Here is a 21,644-nt window from a genome sequence, read left to right on the forward strand (position 1 = left end):
AATTCCCGGTCCGGTCTCCCGGTATGCGTCAAGTCATTGCCTGCCGCTTCTAGTTGTATGGTCAGGAGTTGTATGCCTGAGTCCGCGCCTAGTGTATGACGCAACATAATCGGATTGCAACCACAGCGCGACGAATTAGTTTGCAATCTGTCGCGTTCTTCACGAATTTAGAGCATAACTTCTAGTTCGTTGCTTTTTTCATACAAAATCCCTGCTTCCTGCCCCTATCGTGCGCCAACTTTATCCAGAAGGCATTAAGCGAAAACACTATATTTGCTCACATTTACTTTGCATCTTTGTCCCATTTTTAACAAAAATTCGGTGCGCGACTCATTTAGCAAGTTTTTTGACTTGCCCATCCCGACAGGAATAGTGTCGAAGCTCCCCGGCGTTTTTGCAATTCCAAACCACGCAGGACTATCCGTCCGCGCTGTGCCCGACGCCAGGCTGGCCTCGCAACCATGCGGCCAGGTGACACCCAGTGCATTCCTTTTAAAAACCTATGGAGAAGAGATGAATTTACGTAAGACTTTGCTTGCTGCATCCATCGCTGCTTTGCCAATGATGTTCACCAGCCACGCAACCGCAGGCCAAATGATGGCCGCCCCGATCGCCCAGGCTACTTCACAAGAGAAAGCCTCGCTGGTCAACAAGCTGGCCGCACGTCCGGCCGCCGCAGCACTGGGTTCGGCACACGGCTTCGCCGTCGCCGCCCAGCACCCAGGCGCCGACAACACCAAGATTTCCCGCGTTAACCATACCTTCCAGGGCCTGCGCATCTTCGGTTCGGAATCTGTTGTGGTCACCAACAATGCCGGCGACATCATCAGCGAATCCGTATCGGACCGCCGCGCCGGCCTGAACGCCAATGGCTCGCAAGGCTTGGCTGCCAGCGCTTCCGCCCGCGCCGGCGCGCCTGACGTGACGCCAAAACTGACCAGCGACCAGGCTATTGCCATCGCCGTCAAATCCGCATCGCCAAGCGGCACGCACCGCTGGCAGCCAAGCGCCGAACTGATGATCTACCCAGTGATGAAGTCGGTGCGCGTACCATCCGCTGTCAACAAGGCCGAGTCCCAGCTGAATGCAATGGACCTGGAAGAAGTGGTGGACAACTACCAATTGGCCTACATGGTCAAGACCCGTATGTTTGACGGCAACAAGCTGGTATACCAGGACACCGTCGTCAACGCGAAAACCGGCGCCATCATCAACAAATGGCAAGCCCTGCAAACCGTGGTTGGCACCGGCCATAGCCAGTACAACGGCGACGTGCCTATCCAGACCACGCTGTCCGGCTCCACCTACAAGATGCTGGACTCGACCCGCGGCGTAGGCGGCACCTTCGGCGGCATGGCCATCACCAACGCCAACCACTCGCCAGAATCGAACCCGCAAGCCGGCAGCATCTACACCAACAGCACCAACGTGTGGGGCGACGGCCAGCAATACATCTCCGGCGGCAGCACCACCAACGCCAACGGCCAGACCGCCGCAGTGAACGCGCTGTGGGGCTTGATGAACACGTACGATTCGCTGAAGAACGTACTGGGCTGGCAGTCGCTGGACGGCCAGAACACTGCGACCTACATCGCTGTTCACGTTGACAACAACTACGACAACGCCTTCTTCGATCCAAACTGCAAGTGCATGTACATCGGCGACGGCTCGTCGTTCTACAGCCTGGGCTCGATCGACGTGATCGGCCACGAAATGGGCCACGGCGTGGTGGACGCAACGTCGAACCTGACCTACTCGGGCGAATCGGGTGGCCTGAATGAATCGTTTGCCGACATCAACGGCGAAATGGTGGAAGCCTATGCCCGCAACGGCGGCACCGGCAGCGTGATCCCATCCGGCAACGACTGGATGATGGGTAAAGAGATTTCCAAAACCGGCCAGCCACTGCGCTGGATGTACAAGCCATCGAAAGACGGCTCGTCGAAGGACGCATGGAGCTCGACGCTGGGCAACCTGAACGTGCACTACAGCTCCGGCCCGAACAACCGCATGTTCTACTTCCTGTCGCAAGGCTCGAACTCGTCGTCTTCCAGCGACTACTACAGCGCCTACCTGACCAAGCAGCCAGCGGCCATGACCGGTATCGGCAACGACAAAGCCTACCGCATCTGGTTCAAGGCAGCGACCACCAAGTTCACGTCGTCGACCAACTATGCTGACGCGCGCACCAAGATGATCGCCGCTGCTGAAGAACTGTATGGCGTAGGTTCGAAAGAAGCGACTGCCGTTAAACGTGCATACGCAGCGATCAACGTGGGCACCGACGTGGATGAAGCAGCAGGCGTCGTGATCGGCACGCAGCCGGCCAACGTCACCGTGACTGCCGGCCAGTCTGCGTCGTTCAGCGTGGGCAGCATTACCGGTGGCACCGCACCATACACGTACCAGTGGTACCGCAATGGCGCAGCCATCTCGGGCGCAACGTCGTCGACCTACTCGCTGACCGCGCAGAGCACCGACAACGGCGCGACCTTCTACGCAGTGGTAACCGATGCATCGTCGCCAGCGAAGACTGCAACGTCGAGCAGCGCAACCCTGACCGTGGGCATCAGCGGCGGCACCGAGCGCGTCACCAACGGTGGCTTCGAATCCGGCACCACCGGCTGGGGCGGCACCACCGGCGTCATCGGCTCCTTCAGCGGCCAGACTGCTTACGAAGGCACCAAGTTCGCATGGCTGGGCGGTAACGGCACCACCGCGACGGAAACCCTGACGCAGGCTGTCGTGATTCCATCGACCGCCACCGCAGCAGACCTGTCGTTCGCACTGCACATCGACACCGCTGAAACCACCACCACGACGGCTTACGACAAGCTGACTGTGACGGTGAAAAACAGCGCTGGCACGACGCTGGGCACGCTGGCTACCTATTCGAACCTGAACAAGGCAACCGGCTACCAGATGCGCACGTTCAACCTGCTGCCATACAAAGGCCAGACCGTGACGCTGTCGTTCTCGATGACGGAAGACTCGTCGGCACAGACCTCGTTCGTGGTCGACAAAGTCAGTGTGATCACCAAGTAATTATCTGATGTAGATAATCGCTTGATGTAAGTGGCGGACCGGCTGGTTTCTCATCCCTGCCGGTCCGCCACACCCGTTGGTGCATGACTGTTTGCATGACTGTTTTATAGATTGTGACCGTTTGATGTCCCTGCAGTTCCAGCTCGAAGTCCAGGGCGGCGCCGGCGCACAGGCGCGCCGCACCATCACCATCGATGCCGCCTCCGAAGCCGATGCCATCCGCGCAGCGCTGCGCCAGGGCTGGCGCGTGCTGGCCATCGCCGGCGCCACTACTGCGTCAAGCGAACCTGCATCGGGCGGTCTGCTGCGCGGCCGCGCGCAACCCTTCCCGCTGCTGCAATTTTCACAGGAATTACTGGCGCTGCTGGAAGCGGGCCTGAACTTGTCCGAAGCGCTGGCTACACTGCACAGCAAGGAAGTCAAAGCGGGCGCCAAGGCGACTCTCGGCGACATACGCCGCGCGCTGTCGCAGGGCCAAAGTTTTTCCGAAACGCTGGCGGCTTATCCCGCCATCTTCCCCGAACTCTACGTCTCCACCGTGCATGCGGCGGAGCGCTCCGGTAACTTGCCGGAAGCGCTGGCGCGCTATGTCGCGTACCAGCTGCAATTCGACGCCATCCGTAAAAAGCTGATTTCCGCCGCGATCTATCCCGTGATGCTGCTGGCGGTCGGCACGCTGGTGACGCTGTTCTTGCTGGGCTACGTGGTCCCGAAATTCAGCGCCGTGTATGAAAGTTCCGGCCGTGATATCCCGTGGATGTCGCAAATGCTGCTGGGCTTTGGCCGGTCGCTGGCGGCCCACCCATGGCTGTGCGCGGGCGTATTGGCTGCCGTGGTGGCAGGCGCTGTCGCCTGCGCCGCCAATGCCGCGATCCGCGCGCAAGTGGTTCTCTATTTGCTGCGCCTGCCCGTGCTGGCCGCCAGGGCGGCGGAATTCCGGCTGGCGCGCTTTTATCGCGCGCTGTCGCTGCTGCTGCACGCGGGCATTCCACTGTCGAAGGCGCTGGCCATGGTCAGCGGCATGCTGATGCCCGCGCAGCAGCGCCAGTTGGCGGAAGTGCGCCGCGCAGTCGGCGAAGGTTTGCCATTTTCCACGGCGCTGGACCAGCACGGCCTGGCCACGCCGGTCGCGCAATCGCTGTTGAAAGTGGGGGAAAACACGGGCCGCCTGTCCGACATGCTGGAGCGCTCGGCGCGCTTCCACGATGAAGAATTCGCCCGCTGGGTGGACTGGGCGTCGCGCCTGCTGGAACCGATGCTGATGACGGTCATCGGCGTCGTCATTGGCGGCGTCGTGGTGCTGATGTATATGCCGATCTTTGAACTTGCCGGGAGTTTGAGCTGATGAATGCACGCGCACCCCTGCCTTCCCTGACCACAGCACTGCTAAGACAGGCTTCTGCCGCCGCGCTGGCGCAAGGCCGTCCGCAACTGGCCGTACTGGAAGAAATGGCCAACCTGGCGCCGGACGATTTCACGCAGCAGCTGGCCGCCCTGTTTTGCTATCCGGCGTGGACCATGGCCATGCTGCAGGCGGCCCAGCCGGCATATGGCTTGCTGCCCTATACGGATTGCGCGCAGCGCGGCTGCGTGCTGATGGCAGGCGATGTGCCGACGCTGGTGATTGCCGATCCGTTTGCCGACGATATACAGCAATGGGCGCAATATGCCACCGGCGTGGCGTTCACGGTGGCGCTGGCGCACACGGATGATTTGGCGGCGTATCTGTCCCAGCAGGAAAGCGCGCAGCAAGCGATGCGCGACATGATGCAGGATGCGGAAGACGGCGATGGTGAAACGGCGGACCTGGACCAGGCCATTGTCGACATCTCGCTGATCGGCATCAGCGGCGACAGCAGCCCCGTCGTCAAGCTGGTCAATTCGACGATTTACGATGCGCTGAAATTCCAGGCCAGCGATATCCACCTTGAATGCGACGTCAATAGCCTCGTCATCAAATACCGCGTCGACGGTGTGCTGATACAGGCGGGCCAGGTGCAGGGCTTGCATATGGCTGAACAGGTGGTGTCCCGCATCAAAGTGCTGGCCGACCTCGATATTGCCGAACGCCGCGTGCCGCAGGATGGCCGCTTCAAGGTCCGCATCAAAGGCAGTGAAATCGACTTCCGCGTATCCATCATGCCGAACATCTTTGGCGAAGACGCGGTACTGCGCCTGCTGGACCGCCGCGCGCTGACGGCTGCCGCCAATGCACTGACACTGGAAAGCCTGGGCTTGAACGCCGATGCGATCGAGCAGGTGCGCCGCCTGGCGGCACGTCCGCACGGCATGCTGCTGGTCACGGGCCCTACTGGCTCCGGCAAAACTACCACCCTGTATGCGGCGCTGACGGAAATAAACACAGGCCGCGACAAAGTCATCACCATCGAAGACCCGGTCGAATACCGGCTGCCCCGCGTATTGCAAATCCCCGTCAATGAAAAGAAAGGACTGACGTTTGCCCGTGGGCTGCGCTCGATCCTGCGCCACGATCCCGACAAGATTTTGATCGGTGAGATCCGCGATGACGAAACCGCGCAAATTTCCGTACAAGCGTCGCTGACCGGCCACCTGGTGTTCACCACCGTGCACGCCAACAACGTATTTGACGTCGTGGGCCGCTTCCTGCACATGGGTGTCGATGCGTACAGTTTTGCCGCAGCCTTGAACGGCATCGTGGCGCAGCGCCTGATGCGCGTCAATTGCGAACATTGCGCCGCCGATGTGGCGCCGGATCGGCAAGAGCTGGCCGACAGCGGCTTGACGCTGGAACAGGTGCGGGGCTGGCGTTTCCGCGCCGGCAAAGGCTGCGGCCACTGCCGCGGCGCCGGCTATAAAGGCCGCAAAGCCATTGCGGAAGTACTGGTCTTGAATGACGCCATGCGCGAAATGATTTGCACGCGCGCCCCTGTCAGCCGCATGAAAGAAGAAGCGGCCCGCATGGGCTTCCGGCTGGCGCGCGATGCGGCGCTGGACCTGGTGCGCCATGGCGAATCCACGTTGATGGAGCTGAACCGTGTCACTCACTGAACGTTTGACGGCTGCATTGCGCGCCCTGCTGCCGCCTGTTACCCGGCGCAGCTTGCGCATCTACCTGGCGCCGCAACACGTGGTGATCGCTGCCGCCGATGGCGGCCGTGTTACAGGGGCCGTCACGCTGCCTGTCGCCAACCCGGGCGGCCATTGGGAAGCGCCGCTGGCGACGCTGCGGGGATTAATGGAGCATCCCGGCGAGATACTGTCGGGATCCGAAGAGCGCGCCGCTCAAATCATATTGGCCGCGCTCACTGCCCAGGCGCCGCTGTCCATCAGCCTTTCCGGCCGCTGGTGCCAGTCCGTCATGGCGCCGTGGAGCGATGCGCTGCTGGCCGAACCTGCGGCCACGCGCTTCCTGCAAATGCAGTTGTCGGCAGTGTACGGCGACGCGGCCCGTGGCTGGAACATCGCCAGCGATGACGCACCATATGGCCAGCCGCGCGCCGCATGCGGCATCGATGCCGACTTGCTGCAGGCGCTGCGCACAGACCTGGGCAAACGGTGCGGCGCCATTGAACCCATCATCGGCACGGCCAGCCGCATGCAGACCGGCTTCGCGGCATTCGCCATCGTGGAACCGGGCAAGCTGACCATGGCCACCATGGCGCACGGCCGCCTTGCCGCCATCTGCTCCCAGCCATGCGGGCCCGCATGGCACGTGGAGCTGGGCCAGGCGTGGCAGCGCTGGGCATTGCGCCTGCCTGAACTGGAAAGTATCACCACGGTTGCCGTGATCGACCTGACGTGCCAGCCGCCTGCGCGCCATGCGCTGGCGCCCCTGTTCCAGCTGGTGGAGTCGCCATTCGGTCCGGCATCGGCGCTGGTTTCAGCCAAGGCCCAGGAGGCTTTATGCGCCTGATACAAGAACACCGCCTGTCCTTTACGCCCGCGCCGGCGCCGCAAGGCGGTTGGCGCCTGGCGCTGATGGCGCTCGGCATCGTGGCGCTGCTGCCAGCCGGTGCGCACTGGCTGCGCGTCCATGGCGAAGTGCAAGCGCTGCAGGCGCGCATTGCGGCAGTGCAGCCACGCCGTGCGGCGCCTGCAGCACTGCCGCCTGCCATGCAAAAGGAACAGGAACAGCAAGTCAAAGTGGTGGCCGAGGCAATCCGGCAATTGAACTTGCCTGTACCCCGCCTGTTGAAAACCCTGCAAGCGCCGGCCGACATGCACGTGGCGCTGCTGGGGGTGGACTTGAATGGCCAGCCATCGCAAGACAACACTGAACCCGCCGCGGCCAAGGCAGCGCCGGCGCCGCATGGTCCCGCCGGCAGCCTGAAAATCGCCGCTGAAGCGGAGACGGCGCAAGACATGCTGAATTACCTGGCTTTCCTCAGCCAGCAGCCGCTGTTCCGCTCCGTCTACCTGGTCAAGCATGAAATGGCAGGCAACGGTGAAGCCCGCCCTTACCGGTTCCAGCTGGAGGCGCAATGGCGGCAGTGACATCCCTCGCCCCCCGCGCAAAATGGGAAGCGCGCCGTGCAGCACGCCGCCTGGGTGCGCCGGCTGCCGCTGGAGTGACGGCGCTGGCCTGCGCACTGTCCATGCTGTGGCATACACAAGTGCTGACGCAGCAACTGCCCACACTGCAAGCGCACCTGGCTGCCGCCACGCGCACGGCTGCGCAGCCGGTGGCAGCACCGCCCACAGCCGCCGATGGCCTGGCCGCGTTTTACCGCCACCTGCCCGCGTATGCCGCCATCCCCGAGCAATTGCAAACCCTCGTGAAAATCGCGGACCAGCACCATGTGCCGCTGGCCAAGGCGGAATACAAACCACAGGCGGAACCCCGCGCCGGCTTCATGCGCTACCAGATCAATTTACCCGTCAAAGCGGATTACGCCGCCGTGCAGGCATTCATGCTGGAGGCGCTGCAAGCCATGCCGGCGCTAACCCTGGACAGCGTCGCCTTCAAGCGCGAACGGTCAGATTCCACCATGGTCGAAGCACGCATCCAGTTCATCTTGCTGGTGAGGAGCCAGCCATGAGGAAATGGATTATTGCCGCAGGCGCCGCCACTGTGGCGCTGGCGTGGTTTGCCCCCGACGATGACGTGGTGCCGGCAGCCGCAGCCACGCCGCGCGTTGCGCCGCCTGCAGAAACCGTTTTGCCGGTGGCCGTGCAAGCGCCATCGATCCCCGCTGAACTGCAAATCCAGCGCCGTATCGAAGGCGAAGATGGCGGCAACCTGTTTGGCGGCAGCGCAGAAGCGCAGCCGGCTCAGCCAGCGCCACTAAAGCCTGCCGCAGCAAGGGCCGAAGCGCAGCAAGCCGCTCCCGCGCAAGCCGTAGCGGGCGAGCCGGCGCTGCCGTTCACCTTCCTCGGCAGCTACCGCGAAGGCGGACAAACCACGTATCTGCTGCAAGCGGATGGACAAGACATCGTTGCCCGGGTCGGCGACACCATCGCGGGGAGCTACCGTCTCGATGCCGCGCAAGACAGCGCGCTGTCCTTTACGTACCTGCCCCGCAACCAGTCCATGACACTTGCTCTCACACACGCCACAGGGGAAGCCAATTGAATCATCCGAAAGACATGCTGCAACGCCTGGGCGTGGCAGCCTCCATGGCCGTGCTGCTGGCTGCCTGCGCCGGCAACCCCAGTTTCAGGGAAGGTAACGCACTGCTCGATGCTGGCCAGGTCGAACAGGGCATGGCCAAGCTGGAACAGGCGCTGCGTGAAGACCCGAACAATGTGCAGTTCCGTCTTGCGCTGATGAACCGCAAAGCGGCACTGGCCAATGGCTACATCAGCCGCGCACAAGCGCAGCGCGAGCAGGGCAATGACGCGGAAGCGGAAGCGCTGTACCGCCAGGCGTTGGGCGTTGACCAGAACAACATGGTGGCGCAGCAGGGATTGGCGGCGCTGACGCAGGAACGCCGCCACCGCGCCATCGTGCTGGAGGCGGAAAACCAGTTCCAGCGGGGCGATACGGCCGCAGCGCTGGACATGCTGCGCCCCGTGCTGCAGGAAAAGCCCGGGCAGCGCGACGCGCTGCGCCTGAAAGCCCGCATTGCCGATGCCCAGGCGCAGAAAGGTACTGGCAGGCTGTCCGCTGCATTCCGCAAACCCGTGACCCTGCAATTCCGTGATGCGCCGATCCGCTCCGTATTTGACTTCATCGGCAAGGTCTCCGGCCTGAACTTCGCCTTCGACCGCGAAGTCGATCCCAACCTGCGCGCCACGATTTCCGTGCGCGACGCCAGCATTGAAGAAGCCATTGCCATGCTGCTGTCGTCCACCGGACTGGAACAAGCCGTGACAGGCGAACGTTCAATCACGATTTTCCCCAACACTCCGCAAAAGGTGAAGGATTACCAGCAGCTGATGGTGCGCACGTTCTTCCTCGCCAATGCGGAAGCCAAGCAAGTCGCATCGACGCTGAAAACCCTGCTGAAAGCACGCGACATCGTCACCGATGAACGTCTCGGCACCATCATCATGCGCGATACGCCCGACATGGTGCGCATGGCTGAACGCATCATTGCCGTGCAAGACCTGGCGGATCCGGAAGTCATGCTGGAAGTGGAAGTGCTGGAAGTGAAACGTTCGCGCCTGCAGGAATTGGGGATTCACTGGCCGGAACAGGCAACTTTGAGCCTGGCGGGCGCCAGCGGAACAAGCACCAGCACTCCCCAGCTGAAAGTGAGGGATTTAAAGCGCATCAACAGCGGCAATATCAACCTGGGGCTGGGCAGCACCACCATCAATGCCGGCGCCACAGACACGGACAATAACCTCCTCGCCAATCCCCGCATCCGCGTGCGCAACAAAGACAAGGCCAAGATTTTGATTGGCGACCGCGTTCCTGTCATCACGGTCACCACGAACAACGGCGTCAGTTCGGACAGCGTCAACTACGTGGACGTGGGGCTGAAGCTGGACGTGGAACCCAACGTGCACCTCGATGATGAAGTGGCCATCAAGATCAACCTGGAAGTGTCGAACGTGGTGAAGGAAGTCACCAGCAAATCCGGCACGCAGGCATACCAGATCGGCACCCGCAGCGCGTCCACGGTGCTGCGCCTGCGCGATGGCGAGACGCAAGTGCTGGCGGGATTGATCAATGATGAAGACCGCAAGGTGGGCAGCAAGGTGCCCGGCGTGGGTGACTTGCCGATCCTGAACCGTTTGTTTGGCACGCAAAAGGATGACGTATCGCGCAGTGAAATTGTATTGTCGATCACGCCGCGCCTGCTGCGCACCGTGCGCCGTCCTGATTTGAACGAAGCGGAATTCCTGTCCGGTACGGAGGGGGCGATAGGCGCGCGCGCATCCGTTGCCGGCCCTGACCTGGGCGTGGCGCCTGCGGCTGAACCGCCACCGTTCACGCAGCCGCCGGTGCAGGGTGGGAATGACAGTACGCCGTCTCCGCAATCCCTCCCTGCCGATAAACCCGCCAATGCGGGGCCGGGACCGAAAAAGGTGCAGTGATGGCGGTGTTGCGCCGCGCACGCGGCTTCACGTTTATTGAACTGATCGTCACGCTGGCCATCATGGGCGTGCTGGCGACGGTCGCCGTCCCGATGGCGCAGGTGGCCATCCAGCGCGACAAGGAGCGGGAATTGCGCCTGGCCTTGCAACAGATCCGCGAAGCCATCGATGCGTATAAGCGGGCGTCCGACAATGGCAGCATCAAACTGAGCCTGGGCGACTCGGGATTTCCGAAAATGCTGGAAGAATTGGCGGAAGGCGTACCGGACCAGCGCCACCCGCAAAAACGTTCCATGTATTTCCTGCGCCGCATTCCCCGCGACCCGTTTGCGCCGCCATCCATCGCGGCGCCTGCCGATACGTGGGCCAAGCGCGCCTACTCATCGTCCCCCGATAACCCGATGGAAGGCGCCGACGTATTTGACGTGGCCAGCCGCTCGGACCTGACCGGGCTGAATGGCGTTCCCCTCAAGGCATGGTGATCTCAATGAAACAGCGCGGCTTCACGTTGATTGAATTGCTGGTGGTGCTGGCCATCATTTCCCTGTTGCTGACGGTAGCCCTGCCCCGCTACTTCGGTTCCGTCGACAAGTCGAAAGAAGCCGCGCTGAAGGAAAACTTGCGCGTGCTGCGGATCGGTATCGACAAGTATTACGCGGACAAGGGTGAATATCCGTCAGCCTTGTCCGACCTCGTGACGAACCAATATTTCCGCGCCGTGCCGCTGGATCCGATGACGGATTCCGACAAGACGTGGCAGGCCGTCAGTCCGCAAGCGGCAGGCATGTCCGGCATCGCCGACGTGCGCAGCGGCGCGCAAGGCAAGACGCACGACGGCACGCCCTACAACCAGCTGTGATGAAGAAACGTCACGCCAGCGGCTTTGCCTATATCTGGAGCTTGATGCTGGTTGCGCTGATGGGTACTGCGCTGGCCATCGGCGGCGAACTGTATGCAACGTCCGTACGGCGTGACAAGGAGGCGCAATTGCTGTTCATTGGCCATGAATTCCGCCAGGCGCTGGGGCGCTACCTTCAAGCGCAAGGCGCGGGCGGCATGGCCCAATATCCGCTGACCTTGGAAGAATTGCTGCAAGATCCCCGCTTCCCCGGTGCGAAGCGCCATTTGCGGCGGCTGTATGCGGACCCGATGACTGGCAAGGCGGAATGGGGACTGGTGCGGCAGCAGGGGCGCATCGTCGGCATCCATTCACTTTCTGAACAGGCCCCGATCAAACAAGGCAATTTCCTCGACGATGACCGGGTCTTTAATGGCAAGGGCCGCTATGCGGACTGGGTATTCACCTATCCTTCCGACATGTACACGGGGCCGCAGGCAGCACCGCAGCCAGGCACGGTGCGCAACCAGATGACGGGCGGCTGACACGCTGTGCCGCTTTCCTCGTCCGCATATACGATCGCGGCACAAGCTGATTTGCCCGCCGCTAAAGCTGCTATCATCGCCGCCACGGTAATGACCAGGAGTTATCACAATGACCATCGGCGTAGGCGGCAAAACCGCAGAACAAGCCCTGGCGACGCTGTCTGACATGACGGCAGGCGCCACCCCCATCGGCAAAGACGAACACCAGCAGCGCATCGCGCGTGCCCAGGCTTACATGCAAGCCAATGGCATCGCGGCCATTTACATCAATGCGGGTTCCAACCTGCTGTACTTCACCGGCACGCGCTGGCACCCGAGCGAGCGCATGGTGGGCGCGATCCTGCCCGCGCACGGCGCAGTGGAATACATCGCCCCGGCATTTGAAGAGAGCACCCTGCTGGACTTCATGCTGATCGAAGGTAAAGTCAACGGCTGGCACGAGCATGAAAGCCCGTATCAGCTGTTCATTGATACGTTAAAGCGCATGGGCATTGAATCCAATGCTGCCCAGCCGCCGCGCATCGGCATTTGCGAAAGCGCCGCGTTCTTTATCTTTGACGGCATCCGCCCGCTGGCGGAAGGCTATGCGCTGGAAAATGCCCGCCCGGTGACGGCGCACTGCCGCATGCGCAAGTCCAAAGCGGAAATCGCGCTGATGCAGCGCGCCAAGGACATGACCCTGGCCGTGCACGTGGCTACCGCGTCGATGCTGCGCGAAGGGATCACGACAAAAGAAGTGGAAGAATTCATCGCCCAGGCGCACCGCAAAGTGGGCGCTTCGGGCTCGTACTTCGTCATCGTGCTGTTCGGCGAGGCGACGTCGTATCCGCATGGCGTCAGCTATGTGCAAACGTTGAAGCAGGGCGACACGGTACTGATCGACACCGGCTGCAAAGTGCACAATTACATTTCCGACATCACGCGCACCTATGTGTTTGGCGAGCCGACCGAGCGCCAGCGCAGCGTGTGGAACAGCGAAAAGAAAGCGCAGGCCGCCGCGTTCGAAGCGGCGCAACTGGGCGCCCCGTGCGAGTCCGTGGACCAGGCCGCGCGCCGCTCGCTGGAAGCCGACGGTTTCGGCCCCGGCTACAAACTGCCAGGCTTGCCGCACCGCACGGGCCACGGCATCGGCCTTGATATCCACGAGTGGCCGTATCTGGTCGGTGGCGACAAGACGCCGCTGGACGTGGGCATGTGCTTCTCGAACGAACCAATGATCGTGGTGCCGGGAGAATTCGGCGTGCGCCACGAAGACCATTTCTATATGGCGGAAGACGGTCCTCGCTGGTTCACCAAGCCCGCACACAGCATCGACGATCCATTCGGACTGGCGCAGTAACCCCACGTGGGGTCAGACGTGCATTGATGCGTTAAAACCGTGGGGTCAGACGTGCATTCGTGCATTCGCTAGGGAAATAGCAGGGCAACCGATAGCGGGCGGGCTTATAGCTGGCGCTTCGGCTTCGAAAGAAGCGTCCCGCGCGCGGCGTTCCACGCAATTTGACGCATTTCCACGCACGGAGCTTGGTCCCATAAGACGTAAGAAAAAAGCCGCAGGCAGCTGCGGCTTTTTTTCATATGCATCAATGCACGTCTGACCCCAGTGGCGGCGCGCACGAATGCACGTCTGACCCCATCGGGGTTACGATTTTTTCATCACCAGCGTCAGGATGTCATACGACGCCACCAGTTCATCGTTCTGGTTGGTCACCTGCACATCCCAAGCCACCACGCCCTGGCCACGGCCCTGGTCATCGGTACGGTTGCGGTCGACTTTGCGCTTGCACGTCAGGCGCGCGCGGATCGTATCGCCAATCGCCACGGGGGTAATGAAGCGCAGGTTGTCCAGGCCATAGTTGGCCAGCACAGGACCTGGCGCCGGCGACACGAACAAGCCTGCCGCTGCCGACAGCACGAAGTAGCCGTGCGCAATGCGCTTGCCGAATTGCGTGTCTTTGGCGGCAATCTCGTCGAAGTGCATGTAGAAATAGTCGCCTGAAATGCCGCCAAAGTTGACGATATCGGCTTCGCTCACGGTACGGCGGTGCGTCAGCAGCGAGTCGCCCATCTGCAAATCTTCGAAGTACTTGCGGAACGGGTGCACGTCGCTTTCATTGACAACCGCGCCGCGCACGTATTCGCCCGTGACAGCGGCCAGCATCGTGGGCGAACCCTGTACGGCGGAACGCTGCAGGAAGTGGCGCACGGCGCGGATGCCGCCCAGCTCTTCACCGCCGCCGGCGCGGCCAGGGCCACCGTGTTTCAGCTGCGGCAGCGGCGAACCGTGGCCGGTGGAATCAACCGATGCTTCCTTGTCGAGGATGTGCACGCGGCCGTGCGATGCGGCAGCCACAGGCACCGCGTACGCTGCCGTCTTCGGATCTTTCGTTACCAAGGTCGACACCAGCGAACCCTTGCCGCGCGCCGCCAGCTCCAGCGCTTCATCGATGCCGTCATACGTCATCATCGTGGATACGGGGCCGAACGCTTCCACGTCGTGCACCGCATCGTTGCTGGACGCATTGCGGCACAGCAGCAAGGTCGGCGAGAAGAAGGCGCCGTCATGCACGCCTTCGCCGACAGGCTTGAAGCCGTCACGTTCGCCGAACACGATTTCATTCCCCTGCGCCAGCATGGCCACGCGCTCGGCCACGTCGCGCTGCTGGTCTTTCGATGCCAGCGCACCCATGCGCACCCCTTCAACCGAAGGGTCGCCCACGGTGACTTTCGCCAGGCGCTCGCGCAAGCGTTCCGCCACGGCGTCCACGCGGTTGCGCGGCACGATGATGCGGCGGATCGCCGTACATTTCTGGCCCGCCTTGCCCGTCATTTCACGGGCAACCTCTTTGACGAACAAGTCAAATTCCGCATCGTCCGGCGTCACGTCCGGGGCCAGGATCGCACAGTTCAGCGAGTCCGCTTCGGCTGCGAACGGAATCGAATTGGCGATCAGGTTGCGGTTGGCGCGCAGCTTGGCGGCTGTATCAGCGGAACCCGTGAAGGTCACCACATCGGCGCCCGTCAGGCGGTCCAGCAAGTCGCCCGTGCTGCCAATCACCAGCTGCAATGCGCCATCCGGCATCAGGCCGGATTCATGGATCATGCGCACCACGGCTTCCGTCAGGTAGCTGGTGGCAGTGGCAGGTTTGCCGATGCATGGCATCGCTGCCAGGAAGGTCGGTGCAAATTTTTCCAGCAAGCCCCAGATCGGGAAGTTGAACGCATTGATGTGCACTGCCAGGCCGCCGCGCGGCACGAGGATGTGGGTGCCGGCAAAGCCGCCGCGCTTGCCCAGCGCCATGGCCGGGCCTTCATGCAGCACGTTCGACGATGGCAATTCTCGGCTGCCCATCGAAGCGTACGCGAACAAGGTGCCGATGCCGCCTTCCACGTCCACCCAGCTGTCGGCGCGGGTAGCGCCCGTCAGATGCGAAATTTTATACAGCTCTTCCTTGCGTTCCATCAGGTACAGCGCCAGTGCCTTCAGGCGCTGCGCACGCTGCTGGAAGTCCAGCTTCATCAGCGCCGGTACGCCCGTCTTGCGCGCATAGGTCACGGCTTCCGAAAAATCAATGGCTTCAGCGTGCGTGTGGTAAATCACGCTGTTGTTCAATGCGTTGTACAGCGGGGTGGCGGCTTCCTTGCCGTGCCAGCGGCCCGCGATCAGGCTTTGCAAAGTTTGAGGCATGTGTCTCTCCAGTTATTCAGCAGTTTTTTTATGTTGATGCAGCGGCAGCGACGTTTCCCATTCCATCCGTTTGCGCCCCTCTTCCGGCGCGTCGAAGGCATCGACTTCGCGCATGGTGGCCAGCGAACGCACGGCCAGTTCATGGTATTGCGACGTGCCGCTACTCTTCCACTTCACTTCGTCATCCGTCACGGCGCGGATAATCTTGGCCGGCATGCCCACCACCATTGAACGGGGCGGCACTTCCATGTTCGCCTTCACGAAACTCATGGCGGCCACGATGCTTTCCGCGCCAATCACGGCGTTATCCATCACGACGGCATTCATGCCCACCAGCGCATTGCGCCCGATGCGGCAACCATGCAGCACGGCGCCATGGCCGATATGGCCATCGGTTTCCACCACCGTGTCGCAGCCGGGGAAACCGTGCATGACGCAGCCATCCTGCACGTTGGCGCCTTCTTCCAGGATCAGGCGGCCGAAGTCGCCGCGCAGCGATGCCAGCGGGCCCACGTAGCATCGGGGACCGACGATGACGTCCCCGATCAGCACGGCCGTCGGGTGCACGAAAGCGGTCGGGTGCACGACGGGGCGGATGCCGTTGATTTCATATACTTTGACCACTTGCTTGCTCCTTCAATATGCCTTGCGCAGGCGCGGTCACACGCGCTCGATCACCAGCGCAATGCCCTGCCCCACGCCGATGCACATGGTGCACAGCGCATAGCGCCCGCCCGTGCGTTCCAGCTGGTTGACGGCCGCCGTCACCAAGCGCGCGCCCGACGCGCCCAGCGGGTGGCCGATGGCGATGGCGCCGCCGTTCGGATTCACGTGCGGCGCGTCATCGGCCAGGCCCAGGTCGCGGGTCACGGCCAATCCTTGCGCGGCAAAGGCTTCGTTGAGTTCAATCACATCCATCTGTTCGATGGTCAAGCCCAGTTGCGCCAGCACTTTCTTCGACGCGGGCGACGGGCCGAAGCCCATGATGCGCGGCGCCAGGCCGGCAGTGGCCATGCCCAGCACTTTCGCACGCGGCTTCAAGCCATATTTGTCGACGGCAGCGCCGGACGCCAGCAAGATCGCGCACGCGCCGTCATTGACGCCGGACGCATTACCGGCCGTCACGGAACCATCCGGCTTAACCACGCCTTTCAGCTTGGCCAGCATCTCGATGGTGGTATCCGGACGCGGATGTTCATCCGTATCGATCACCTTGGGATCGCCTTTCTTTTGCGGGATCGTGACCGGCACGATTTCCGCCTTGAAGTGGCCGGCCGCATGGGCGGCGGCCCAGCGCTGCTGGCTGCGCACGGCAAACGCATCCTGGTCGGCACGGCTGATGCTGAATTCCTCCGCCACGTTTTCCGCCGTTTCCGGCATCGAATCAATGCCGTATTTGGCTTTCATCAGCGGGTTGACGAAGCGCCAGCCGATGGTCGTGTCTTCGATTTTCGCGCTGCGGGAAAATGCGCTGTCAGCCTTGCCCATGACGAACGGTGCGCGCGTCATGCTTTCCACGCCGCCGGCGATGACCAGCTGCGCTTCGCCAGCCTTGATGGCGCGGGCGCCAATGCCGACCGCATCGAGGCTGGAACCGCACAGGCGGTTGATGGTATTGGCCGGCACTTCGACCGGCAAACCGGCCAGCAGCGCCGCCATGCGTCCGACATTGCGGTTGTCTTCACCGGCGCCGTTGGCGCAGCCATAGTAAATGTCATCCACCTGGGTCCAATCCACGCCGGGATTGCGCGCCATCAGCGCGGCGATCGGCACGGCGGCCAGATCGTCGGCGCGCACGGACGCCAGGGCGCCGCCATAGCGGCCGAAGGGAGTACGGACTGCGTCACAGATAAATGCGGTATTCAATGCGGCTTCGTTCATTTCCATTCCTTAAACAATTTTCGGGCGCTGGTCGATCACGCGCTTGGCCTTGCCGGTCAAGGTGCGCTCGATACTATTGGGTTCTTTCAGCGTGACGCGCGTCGACACGCCGACATTGGTCTTGATGCGGTGTTCCAGTTCGCGCGCCAGGCTGGCCACGTCGCCCGGCGCCAGCGAACCGCCAGGGCGCAGCTCGGCCAGCACTTCCAGCTTGTCCAGGTGGCCGTCGCGGGTCACCACCAGCTGGTATTGCGGCGCCAGCGGCGGCATCTTGCAAATCAATTCTTCGATCTGGGTCGGGAATACGTTGACGCCGCGGATGATCAGCATGTCGTCCGAACGGCCCGTGATCTTGCCGATGCGGCGCATCGAACGCGACGTCGGCGGCAGCAGACGCGTCAAGTCGCGCGTGCGGTAGCGGATCACCGGCATGGCCTCCTTCGTCAGCGAAGTAAATACCAGTTCCCCTTCTGAGCCGTCCGGCAGCACTTCGCCGGTTTCCGGGTCAATGATCTCTGGATAGAAATGGTCTTCCCAGATTACCGGGCCGTCTTTCGATTCAATGCATTCGCTGGCCACGCCAGGGCCCATCACTTCCGACAAGCCATAGATATCCACCGCATCGATACCGGCGCGCTGCTGGATTTCCGCGCGCATCGCATCGGTCCACGGTTCCGCGCCAAAGATGCCGACCTTCAGCGACGACGCAGCGGGATCGAGGCCCTGACGCTGGAATTCCTCGATGATGTTCAACATGTATGACGGCGTCACCATGATAATGTCGGGCCTAAAGTCGGCAATGAGCTGCACCTGCTTTTCCGTCTGGCCACCGGACATCGGCACCACCGTGCAGCCGAGGCGTTCCGCGCCATAGTGCGCCCCCAGGCCGCCCGTGAACAAGCCGTAGCCGTAAGAGATATGCACCATATCGCCCGCGCGGCCGCCTGCAGCACGAATCGAGCGGGCCACCACATTGGCCCACGTATCGATATCTTTCAGCGTATAGCCCACCACCGTGGCCTTGCCCGTGGTGCCGCTCGACGCATGCACGCGGGCGACTTTTTCACGCGGCACCGCAAATAAACCGAACGGGTAATTGTCGCGCAGTGTCTTCTTGTCCGTGAACGGAAACTTGGCCAGGTCCGCCAGCGTTTTCAAGTCATTCGGGTGAACACCGGCCGCATCGAAGGCTGCGCGGTAGTGCGGCACGTTTTCATACGCATGCGTCAGCGACCATTTCATGCGCTGCAGCTGCAGCGCCTGCAGTTCGTCGCGGCTGGCCCGCTCGATCGGTTCCAGGTCGTTCGGGGCAGGGGTACGTTGAACCATGATGCAACCTCCGTCTGGTGAGTTTATTGCGCTGCAGCCTGATGGACCACTTCGCCGCCGATGCGGTGCGACTTGCCGCGCATCAGTGCAATCAGCTTGCCGTCCTGGTTGGAAACCCGCACGTCGTAGACACCGGTTTTGCCCGCCAGCGCCTGTTCTTGCGCTTCGGCCGCCAGCACGTCGCCCGGGCGCCCCGGCGCCAGGTATTCGATGGTGCAGCCAGCGCCCACGGTCACGTGGTTATGGCTGTTGCACGCAAATGCAAAGGCGCTGTCGGCCAGCGCGAAGATATAGCCGCCATGGCAGGTCTGGTGGCCGTTCAGCATGTCGTCGCGCACCGGCATCGTCATGCGCGCATAGCCGGGGCGGATCGCTGCCAGCACCATGCCCATGGCCTGGCTGGCGCGGTCACGCTCGAACATGGACGCCCCCGCTGCTTCGGCCAGCGCCTGCGCCTGTTGCGGATTCAAATGGTCATGCATGGAACTTGCCCCCCGCCGCCAGTTTCCTGCGCAGCAGCGGCGACACGCGGTAGCGGTCTTCGCCATAGCTGGCGGCCAGGTTGTGCAGCACGGTGACGACGTGGCCGATGCCGATACTGTCGGCCCACGCCAGCGGGCCTTTCGGGTAATTGACACCTTTTTGCATGGCCGTATCCGCGCCTTGCGCGCTGCACACGCCCTGGTTGACAGCGTCGGCCGCTTCATTGGCCAGCATGGCAACCGTGCGCATGACGGCCATACCGGGTACGTCATCGAGCTTCGTCACCGTGAAGCCGGCTGCCTGGAACAGGCCCACGACGGAATGCCACACGGCCGGCTTGCACTGGTCCGAGCATGCCAGCGCAATGCGCGGCGCCTTGCCATAATCCAGCGCCAGGTCGAACAGCACGGTATCCGGATGCTTGTTGTCACGGGCGCGCTGGGTCGCGGTGCGGCCGTCCGTCAAGTAGATGGCGGCGCCGTTGCAGTGGATGGCTGGTGCGCTTTCAGTGCCGTGGCCATGGCCTTCCAAATGCTTTTTCAAGCCGACTTCCACGCCATGCGCGCGGAAGCGTTCCATCAGCGCATCCATCATGGGCGTCGATACCAGGGCGCCGCTGGCATCCAGCCCCATGCTGACATTCGCATATTCAGGATTCGGCTGCGGCGCCTCGGCGGCGGGTTGCTGTGCCACGGCGCCTTCGCCATACGCGTAAAAACCACGGCCCGACTTGCGGCCCAGGAAACCCGCGTTCACCAGTTCCTGCTGGATCACGGATGGCGTAAAGCGGGGATCGTTGTAATACGCGTTGAACACCGATTGCGTGACGGAGTAATTGACGTCATGGCCAATCAAGTCCATCAGCTCGAATGGGCCCATGCGGAAACCGCCCGCCTCGCGCAGCACGGCATCGATGGTGGCCGGATCGGCCGCCTGTTCATTCAGCAGGCGCAAGCCTTCCGCATAGTACGGACGGGCCACGCGGTTGACGATGAAGCCCGGCGTGGATTTCGCGTGGACGGGATTCTTGCCCCAGCCGGCTGCCGTGTCATACACGGTCTGCGCCACGGTGCTGTCAGTGGCAAGGCCGCTGATGACTTCCACCAGCGCCATCAACGGCACTGGATTAAAGAAATGCATGCCCACCAGGCGCTGAGGGCGGCGCAGCCTGGCGGCAATGGCGGTGACGGAAATCGACGACGTGTTGGTGGCGAGGATGCAGTCGTCGGAAACGACGCCTTCCAGGTCAGCAAACAGCGAACGCTTGACGTCGAGGTTTTCCACGATGGCTTCCACCACCAGCGCGGCATCGGCCACGTCGCCCAGGCTGGATGCGGATTTCAACCGGGCCGTGGCGGCATCGGCATCGGCCGCCGACATTTTCTGCTTGTCGGCCAGCTTGCGGTACACGGCGCCGATGTCGGCAATGGCTTTCGCCACGGCTTCCGGGCGCGTGTCATACAGTTTGACGATATGGCCCGCGCTTGCCGCAACTTGCGCAATACCGGAACCCATGGCGCCGCTGCCGATGACGGCAACCACACTCCCATTCTGGATGGCCGCCATGATTATTCCCCCTTGAATTCAGGCGTACGTTTTTCCATGAAGGCCGACACGCCTTCACGGTAATCGTGGGAGTAGCCCAGTTCGCGCATCATGTCGGCTTCCAGCGCCAGCTGGTCTTGCAGGCTGTTGCCATAGCTGGCTTGCAGCGCTTTCTTCGTGAACGCCAGGCCCTTGGTTGGCGCGGTGGCAAAGTGTGCAGCCATGGCCATGGCTTCCGTCATCAGCACTTCGTCCGGCACGGATTTCCAGATCATGCCCCACTCTTCGGCGCGTTCCGCCGTCAGCTTTTCGCCCAGCATGGCCAAGCCGGTGGCGCGCGCCAGGCCGATCAAACGCGGCAAGTGCCACGTGCCGCCCGTATCGGGAATCAGGCCCAGTTTGCAGAAGACTTCAACGAAGCTGGCCGATTTGCCGGCAATGACGATGTCGCACGCGAGCGCCAGGTTGGCGCCTGCGCCGGCGGCCACGCCGTTAACGGCGCAAATGACCGGCAGCGGCAGGTTGCGCAATTCCATCACCAGCGGCGCATAAAATTTTTCCACGGATTCGCCCAGGTCCACGCCTTTGGCGCCAGGTTCCACGGCGCGGTCGGACAAGTCCTGGCCCGCGCAGAAACCGCGGCCCGCGCCTGTCAGCACCAGCACGCGCACGGATTTGTCGGCTTTCACCTGGCCCAGCGCATCGCGCACTTCCAGGTGCATCGCTTGCGTGAAGCTGTTGAGTTTATCGGGACGGTTCAGCGTCAGCTTGGCAATGCCGTTGCTGATGTCGAATAAGATATTTTCGTAGGTCATTGGTGTCT

19 protein-coding genes are annotated in these 21,644 nt (G+C 62.3%); 12 read left to right on the forward strand and 7 right to left on the reverse strand.

Going from position 1 to position 21,644, the window contains the following annotated elements; translation table 11 throughout:
- The first annotated feature begins 513 nt into the window (after positions 1-513).
- The 12 genes from GM668_RS02845 (at position 514) to GM668_RS02900 (ending at position 13,234) form a co-directional block, all read left to right on the forward strand.
- Positions 514-3,045 (forward strand): M4 family metallopeptidase, encoded by a 2,532-nt coding sequence (locus GM668_RS02845; RefSeq protein ID WP_155437381.1) that lies wholly within the window; start codon positions 514-516, stop codon positions 3,043-3,045.
- A gap of 124 nt (positions 3,046-3,169) precedes the next feature.
- A complete protein-coding gene (locus GM668_RS02850) occupies positions 3,170-4,390 on the forward strand; it encodes a type II secretion system F family protein (protein ID WP_229498860.1) in 1,221 nt (406 codons plus the stop codon).
- Positions 4,390-6,075, forward strand: coding sequence for a GspE/PulE family protein (locus tag GM668_RS02855; RefSeq protein ID WP_155437382.1), 1,686 nt, complete (start codon positions 4,390-4,392; stop codon positions 6,073-6,075). Before GM668_RS02850 ends, GM668_RS02855 begins: the two co-directional genes overlap by 1 nt.
- The gene (locus GM668_RS02860; protein WP_155437383.1) at positions 6,062-6,940 is read left to right on the forward strand and encodes a hypothetical protein; all 879 of its coding nucleotides are present in this window, start codon (positions 6,062-6,064) and stop codon (positions 6,938-6,940) included. The genes GM668_RS02855 and GM668_RS02860 overlap by 14 nt, the downstream gene beginning before the upstream one ends.
- Positions 6,931-7,521 carry a hypothetical protein gene (locus GM668_RS02865; protein ID WP_155437384.1) on the forward strand — a complete coding sequence of 197 codons (591 nt, stop codon included), beginning with the start codon at positions 6,931-6,933 and terminating at the stop codon, positions 7,519-7,521. The genes GM668_RS02860 and GM668_RS02865 overlap by 10 nt, the downstream gene beginning before the upstream one ends.
- Complete coding sequence (locus tag GM668_RS02870) at positions 7,509-8,066, forward strand: hypothetical protein (protein WP_155437385.1); 558 nt, start codon at positions 7,509-7,511, stop codon at positions 8,064-8,066. The genes GM668_RS02865 and GM668_RS02870 overlap by 13 nt, the downstream gene beginning before the upstream one ends.
- A complete protein-coding gene (locus GM668_RS02875; protein WP_155437386.1) occupies positions 8,063-8,599 on the forward strand; it encodes a hypothetical protein in 537 nt (178 codons plus the stop codon). Before GM668_RS02870 ends, GM668_RS02875 begins: the two co-directional genes overlap by 4 nt.
- Complete coding sequence (locus GM668_RS02880) at positions 8,596-10,512, forward strand: secretin GspD/PilQ domain-containing protein (protein ID WP_229498862.1); 1,917 nt, start codon at positions 8,596-8,598, stop codon at positions 10,510-10,512. The genes GM668_RS02875 and GM668_RS02880 overlap by 4 nt, the downstream gene beginning before the upstream one ends.
- Positions 10,512-10,994, forward strand: a complete 483-nt coding sequence (locus tag GM668_RS02885) for a type II secretion system protein (protein WP_155437387.1) — start codon at positions 10,512-10,514, stop codon at positions 10,992-10,994. The genes GM668_RS02880 and GM668_RS02885 overlap by 1 nt, the downstream gene beginning before the upstream one ends.
- Before the next feature lie 5 nt (positions 10,995-10,999).
- Positions 11,000-11,371, forward strand: coding sequence for a type II secretion system protein (locus GM668_RS02890; protein ID WP_155437388.1), 372 nt, complete (start codon positions 11,000-11,002; stop codon positions 11,369-11,371).
- Positions 11,371-11,895: a type II secretion system protein gene (locus tag GM668_RS02895; protein WP_155437389.1), complete on the forward strand. Its 525-nt coding sequence runs from the start codon at positions 11,371-11,373 to the stop codon at positions 11,893-11,895. The genes GM668_RS02890 and GM668_RS02895 overlap by 1 nt, the downstream gene beginning before the upstream one ends.
- A 109-nt stretch (positions 11,896-12,004) precedes the next feature.
- Positions 12,005-13,234 carry a M24 family metallopeptidase gene (locus tag GM668_RS02900; RefSeq protein ID WP_155437390.1) on the forward strand — a complete coding sequence of 410 codons (1,230 nt, stop codon included), beginning with the start codon at positions 12,005-12,007 and terminating at the stop codon, positions 13,232-13,234.
- Between the two features lie 303 nt (positions 13,235-13,537).
- Here GM668_RS02900 and paaZ read toward each other — a convergent pair whose 3' ends face one another.
- Genes paaZ through paaG form a run of 7 tightly spaced genes read right to left on the reverse strand, consistent with a single transcriptional unit; the run spans position 13,538 to position 21,636 of the window.
- Positions 13,538-15,583, reverse strand: a complete 2,046-nt coding sequence (gene paaZ / locus GM668_RS02905; RefSeq protein ID WP_155437391.1) for a phenylacetic acid degradation bifunctional protein PaaZ — start codon at positions 15,581-15,583, stop codon at positions 13,538-13,540.
- 12 nt (positions 15,584-15,595) lie between these two features.
- A complete protein-coding gene (locus GM668_RS02910) occupies positions 15,596-16,207 on the reverse strand; it encodes a phenylacetic acid degradation protein PaaY (RefSeq protein WP_170305456.1) in 612 nt (203 codons plus the stop codon).
- Between the two features lie 36 nt (positions 16,208-16,243).
- On the reverse strand, positions 16,244-17,464 hold the full coding sequence (gene pcaF / locus GM668_RS02915) for a 3-oxoadipyl-CoA thiolase (RefSeq protein ID WP_308506803.1): 1,221 nt from the start codon (positions 17,462-17,464) through the stop codon (positions 16,244-16,246).
- A gap of 9 nt (positions 17,465-17,473) precedes the next feature.
- A complete protein-coding gene (gene paaK / locus GM668_RS02920) occupies positions 17,474-18,793 on the reverse strand; it encodes a phenylacetate--CoA ligase PaaK (RefSeq protein WP_155437392.1) in 1,320 nt (439 codons plus the stop codon).
- A gap of 23 nt (positions 18,794-18,816) precedes the next feature.
- Positions 18,817-19,275 carry a hydroxyphenylacetyl-CoA thioesterase PaaI gene (gene paaI / locus GM668_RS02925; protein ID WP_155437393.1) on the reverse strand — a complete coding sequence of 153 codons (459 nt, stop codon included), beginning with the start codon at positions 19,273-19,275 and terminating at the stop codon, positions 18,817-18,819.
- Complete coding sequence (gene paaH, locus GM668_RS02930) at positions 19,268-20,842, reverse strand: 3-hydroxyacyl-CoA dehydrogenase PaaH (RefSeq protein ID WP_155437394.1); 1,575 nt, start codon at positions 20,840-20,842, stop codon at positions 19,268-19,270. The genes paaI and paaH overlap by 8 nt, the downstream gene beginning before the upstream one ends.
- A gap of 2 nt (positions 20,843-20,844) precedes the next feature.
- Complete coding sequence (gene paaG / locus GM668_RS02935; protein WP_155437395.1) at positions 20,845-21,636, reverse strand: 2-(1,2-epoxy-1,2-dihydrophenyl)acetyl-CoA isomerase PaaG; 792 nt, start codon at positions 21,634-21,636, stop codon at positions 20,845-20,847.
- Positions 21,637-21,644 lie beyond the last annotated feature (8 nt).

The organism is Pseudoduganella ginsengisoli, from assembly GCF_009720865.1.
GTDB lineage: Bacteria > Pseudomonadota > Gammaproteobacteria > Burkholderiales > Burkholderiaceae_D > Rugamonas > Rugamonas ginsengisoli.

Bases quoted from the DNA above. Each gene is read 5' to 3' on its own strand.
- GM668_RS02845 (WP_155437381.1), top strand. From the start codon at position 514: ATGAATTTACGTAAGACTTTGCTTGCTGCATCCATCGCTGCTTTGCCA.
- GM668_RS02850 (WP_229498860.1), top strand. From the start codon at position 3,170: ATGTCCCTGCAGTTCCAGCTCGAAGTCCAGGGCGGCGCCGGCGCACAG.
- GM668_RS02855 (WP_155437382.1), top strand. From the start codon at position 4,390: ATGAATGCACGCGCACCCCTGCCTTCCCTGACCACAGCACTGCTAAGA.
- GM668_RS02865 (WP_155437384.1), top strand. From the start codon at position 6,931: ATGCGCCTGATACAAGAACACCGCCTGTCCTTTACGCCCGCGCCGGCG.
- GM668_RS02870 (WP_155437385.1), top strand. From the start codon at position 7,509: ATGGCGGCAGTGACATCCCTCGCCCCCCGCGCAAAATGGGAAGCGCGC.
- GM668_RS02875 (WP_155437386.1), top strand. From the start codon at position 8,063: ATGAGGAAATGGATTATTGCCGCAGGCGCCGCCACTGTGGCGCTGGCG.
- GM668_RS02885 (WP_155437387.1), top strand. From the start codon at position 10,512: ATGGCGGTGTTGCGCCGCGCACGCGGCTTCACGTTTATTGAACTGATC.
- GM668_RS02890 (WP_155437388.1), top strand. From the start codon at position 11,000: ATGAAACAGCGCGGCTTCACGTTGATTGAATTGCTGGTGGTGCTGGCC.
- GM668_RS02895 (WP_155437389.1), top strand. From the start codon at position 11,371: ATGAAGAAACGTCACGCCAGCGGCTTTGCCTATATCTGGAGCTTGATG.
- GM668_RS02900 (WP_155437390.1), top strand. From the start codon at position 12,005: ATGACCATCGGCGTAGGCGGCAAAACCGCAGAACAAGCCCTGGCGACG.
- paaZ (WP_155437391.1), bottom strand. From the start codon at position 15,583: ATGCCTCAAACTTTGCAAAGCCTGATCGCGGGCCGCTGGCACGGCAAG.
- pcaF (WP_308506803.1), bottom strand. From the start codon at position 17,464: ATGAACGAAGCCGCATTGAATACCGCATTTATCTGTGACGCAGTCCGT.
- paaK (WP_155437392.1), bottom strand. From the start codon at position 18,793: ATGGTTCAACGTACCCCTGCCCCGAACGACCTGGAACCGATCGAGCGG.
- paaI (WP_155437393.1), bottom strand. From the start codon at position 19,275: ATGCATGACCATTTGAATCCGCAACAGGCGCAGGCGCTGGCCGAAGCA.
- paaH (WP_155437394.1), bottom strand. From the start codon at position 20,842: ATGGCGGCCATCCAGAATGGGAGTGTGGTTGCCGTCATCGGCAGCGGC.
- paaG (WP_155437395.1), bottom strand. From the start codon at position 21,636: ATGACCTACGAAAATATCTTATTCGACATCAGCAACGGCATTGCCAAG.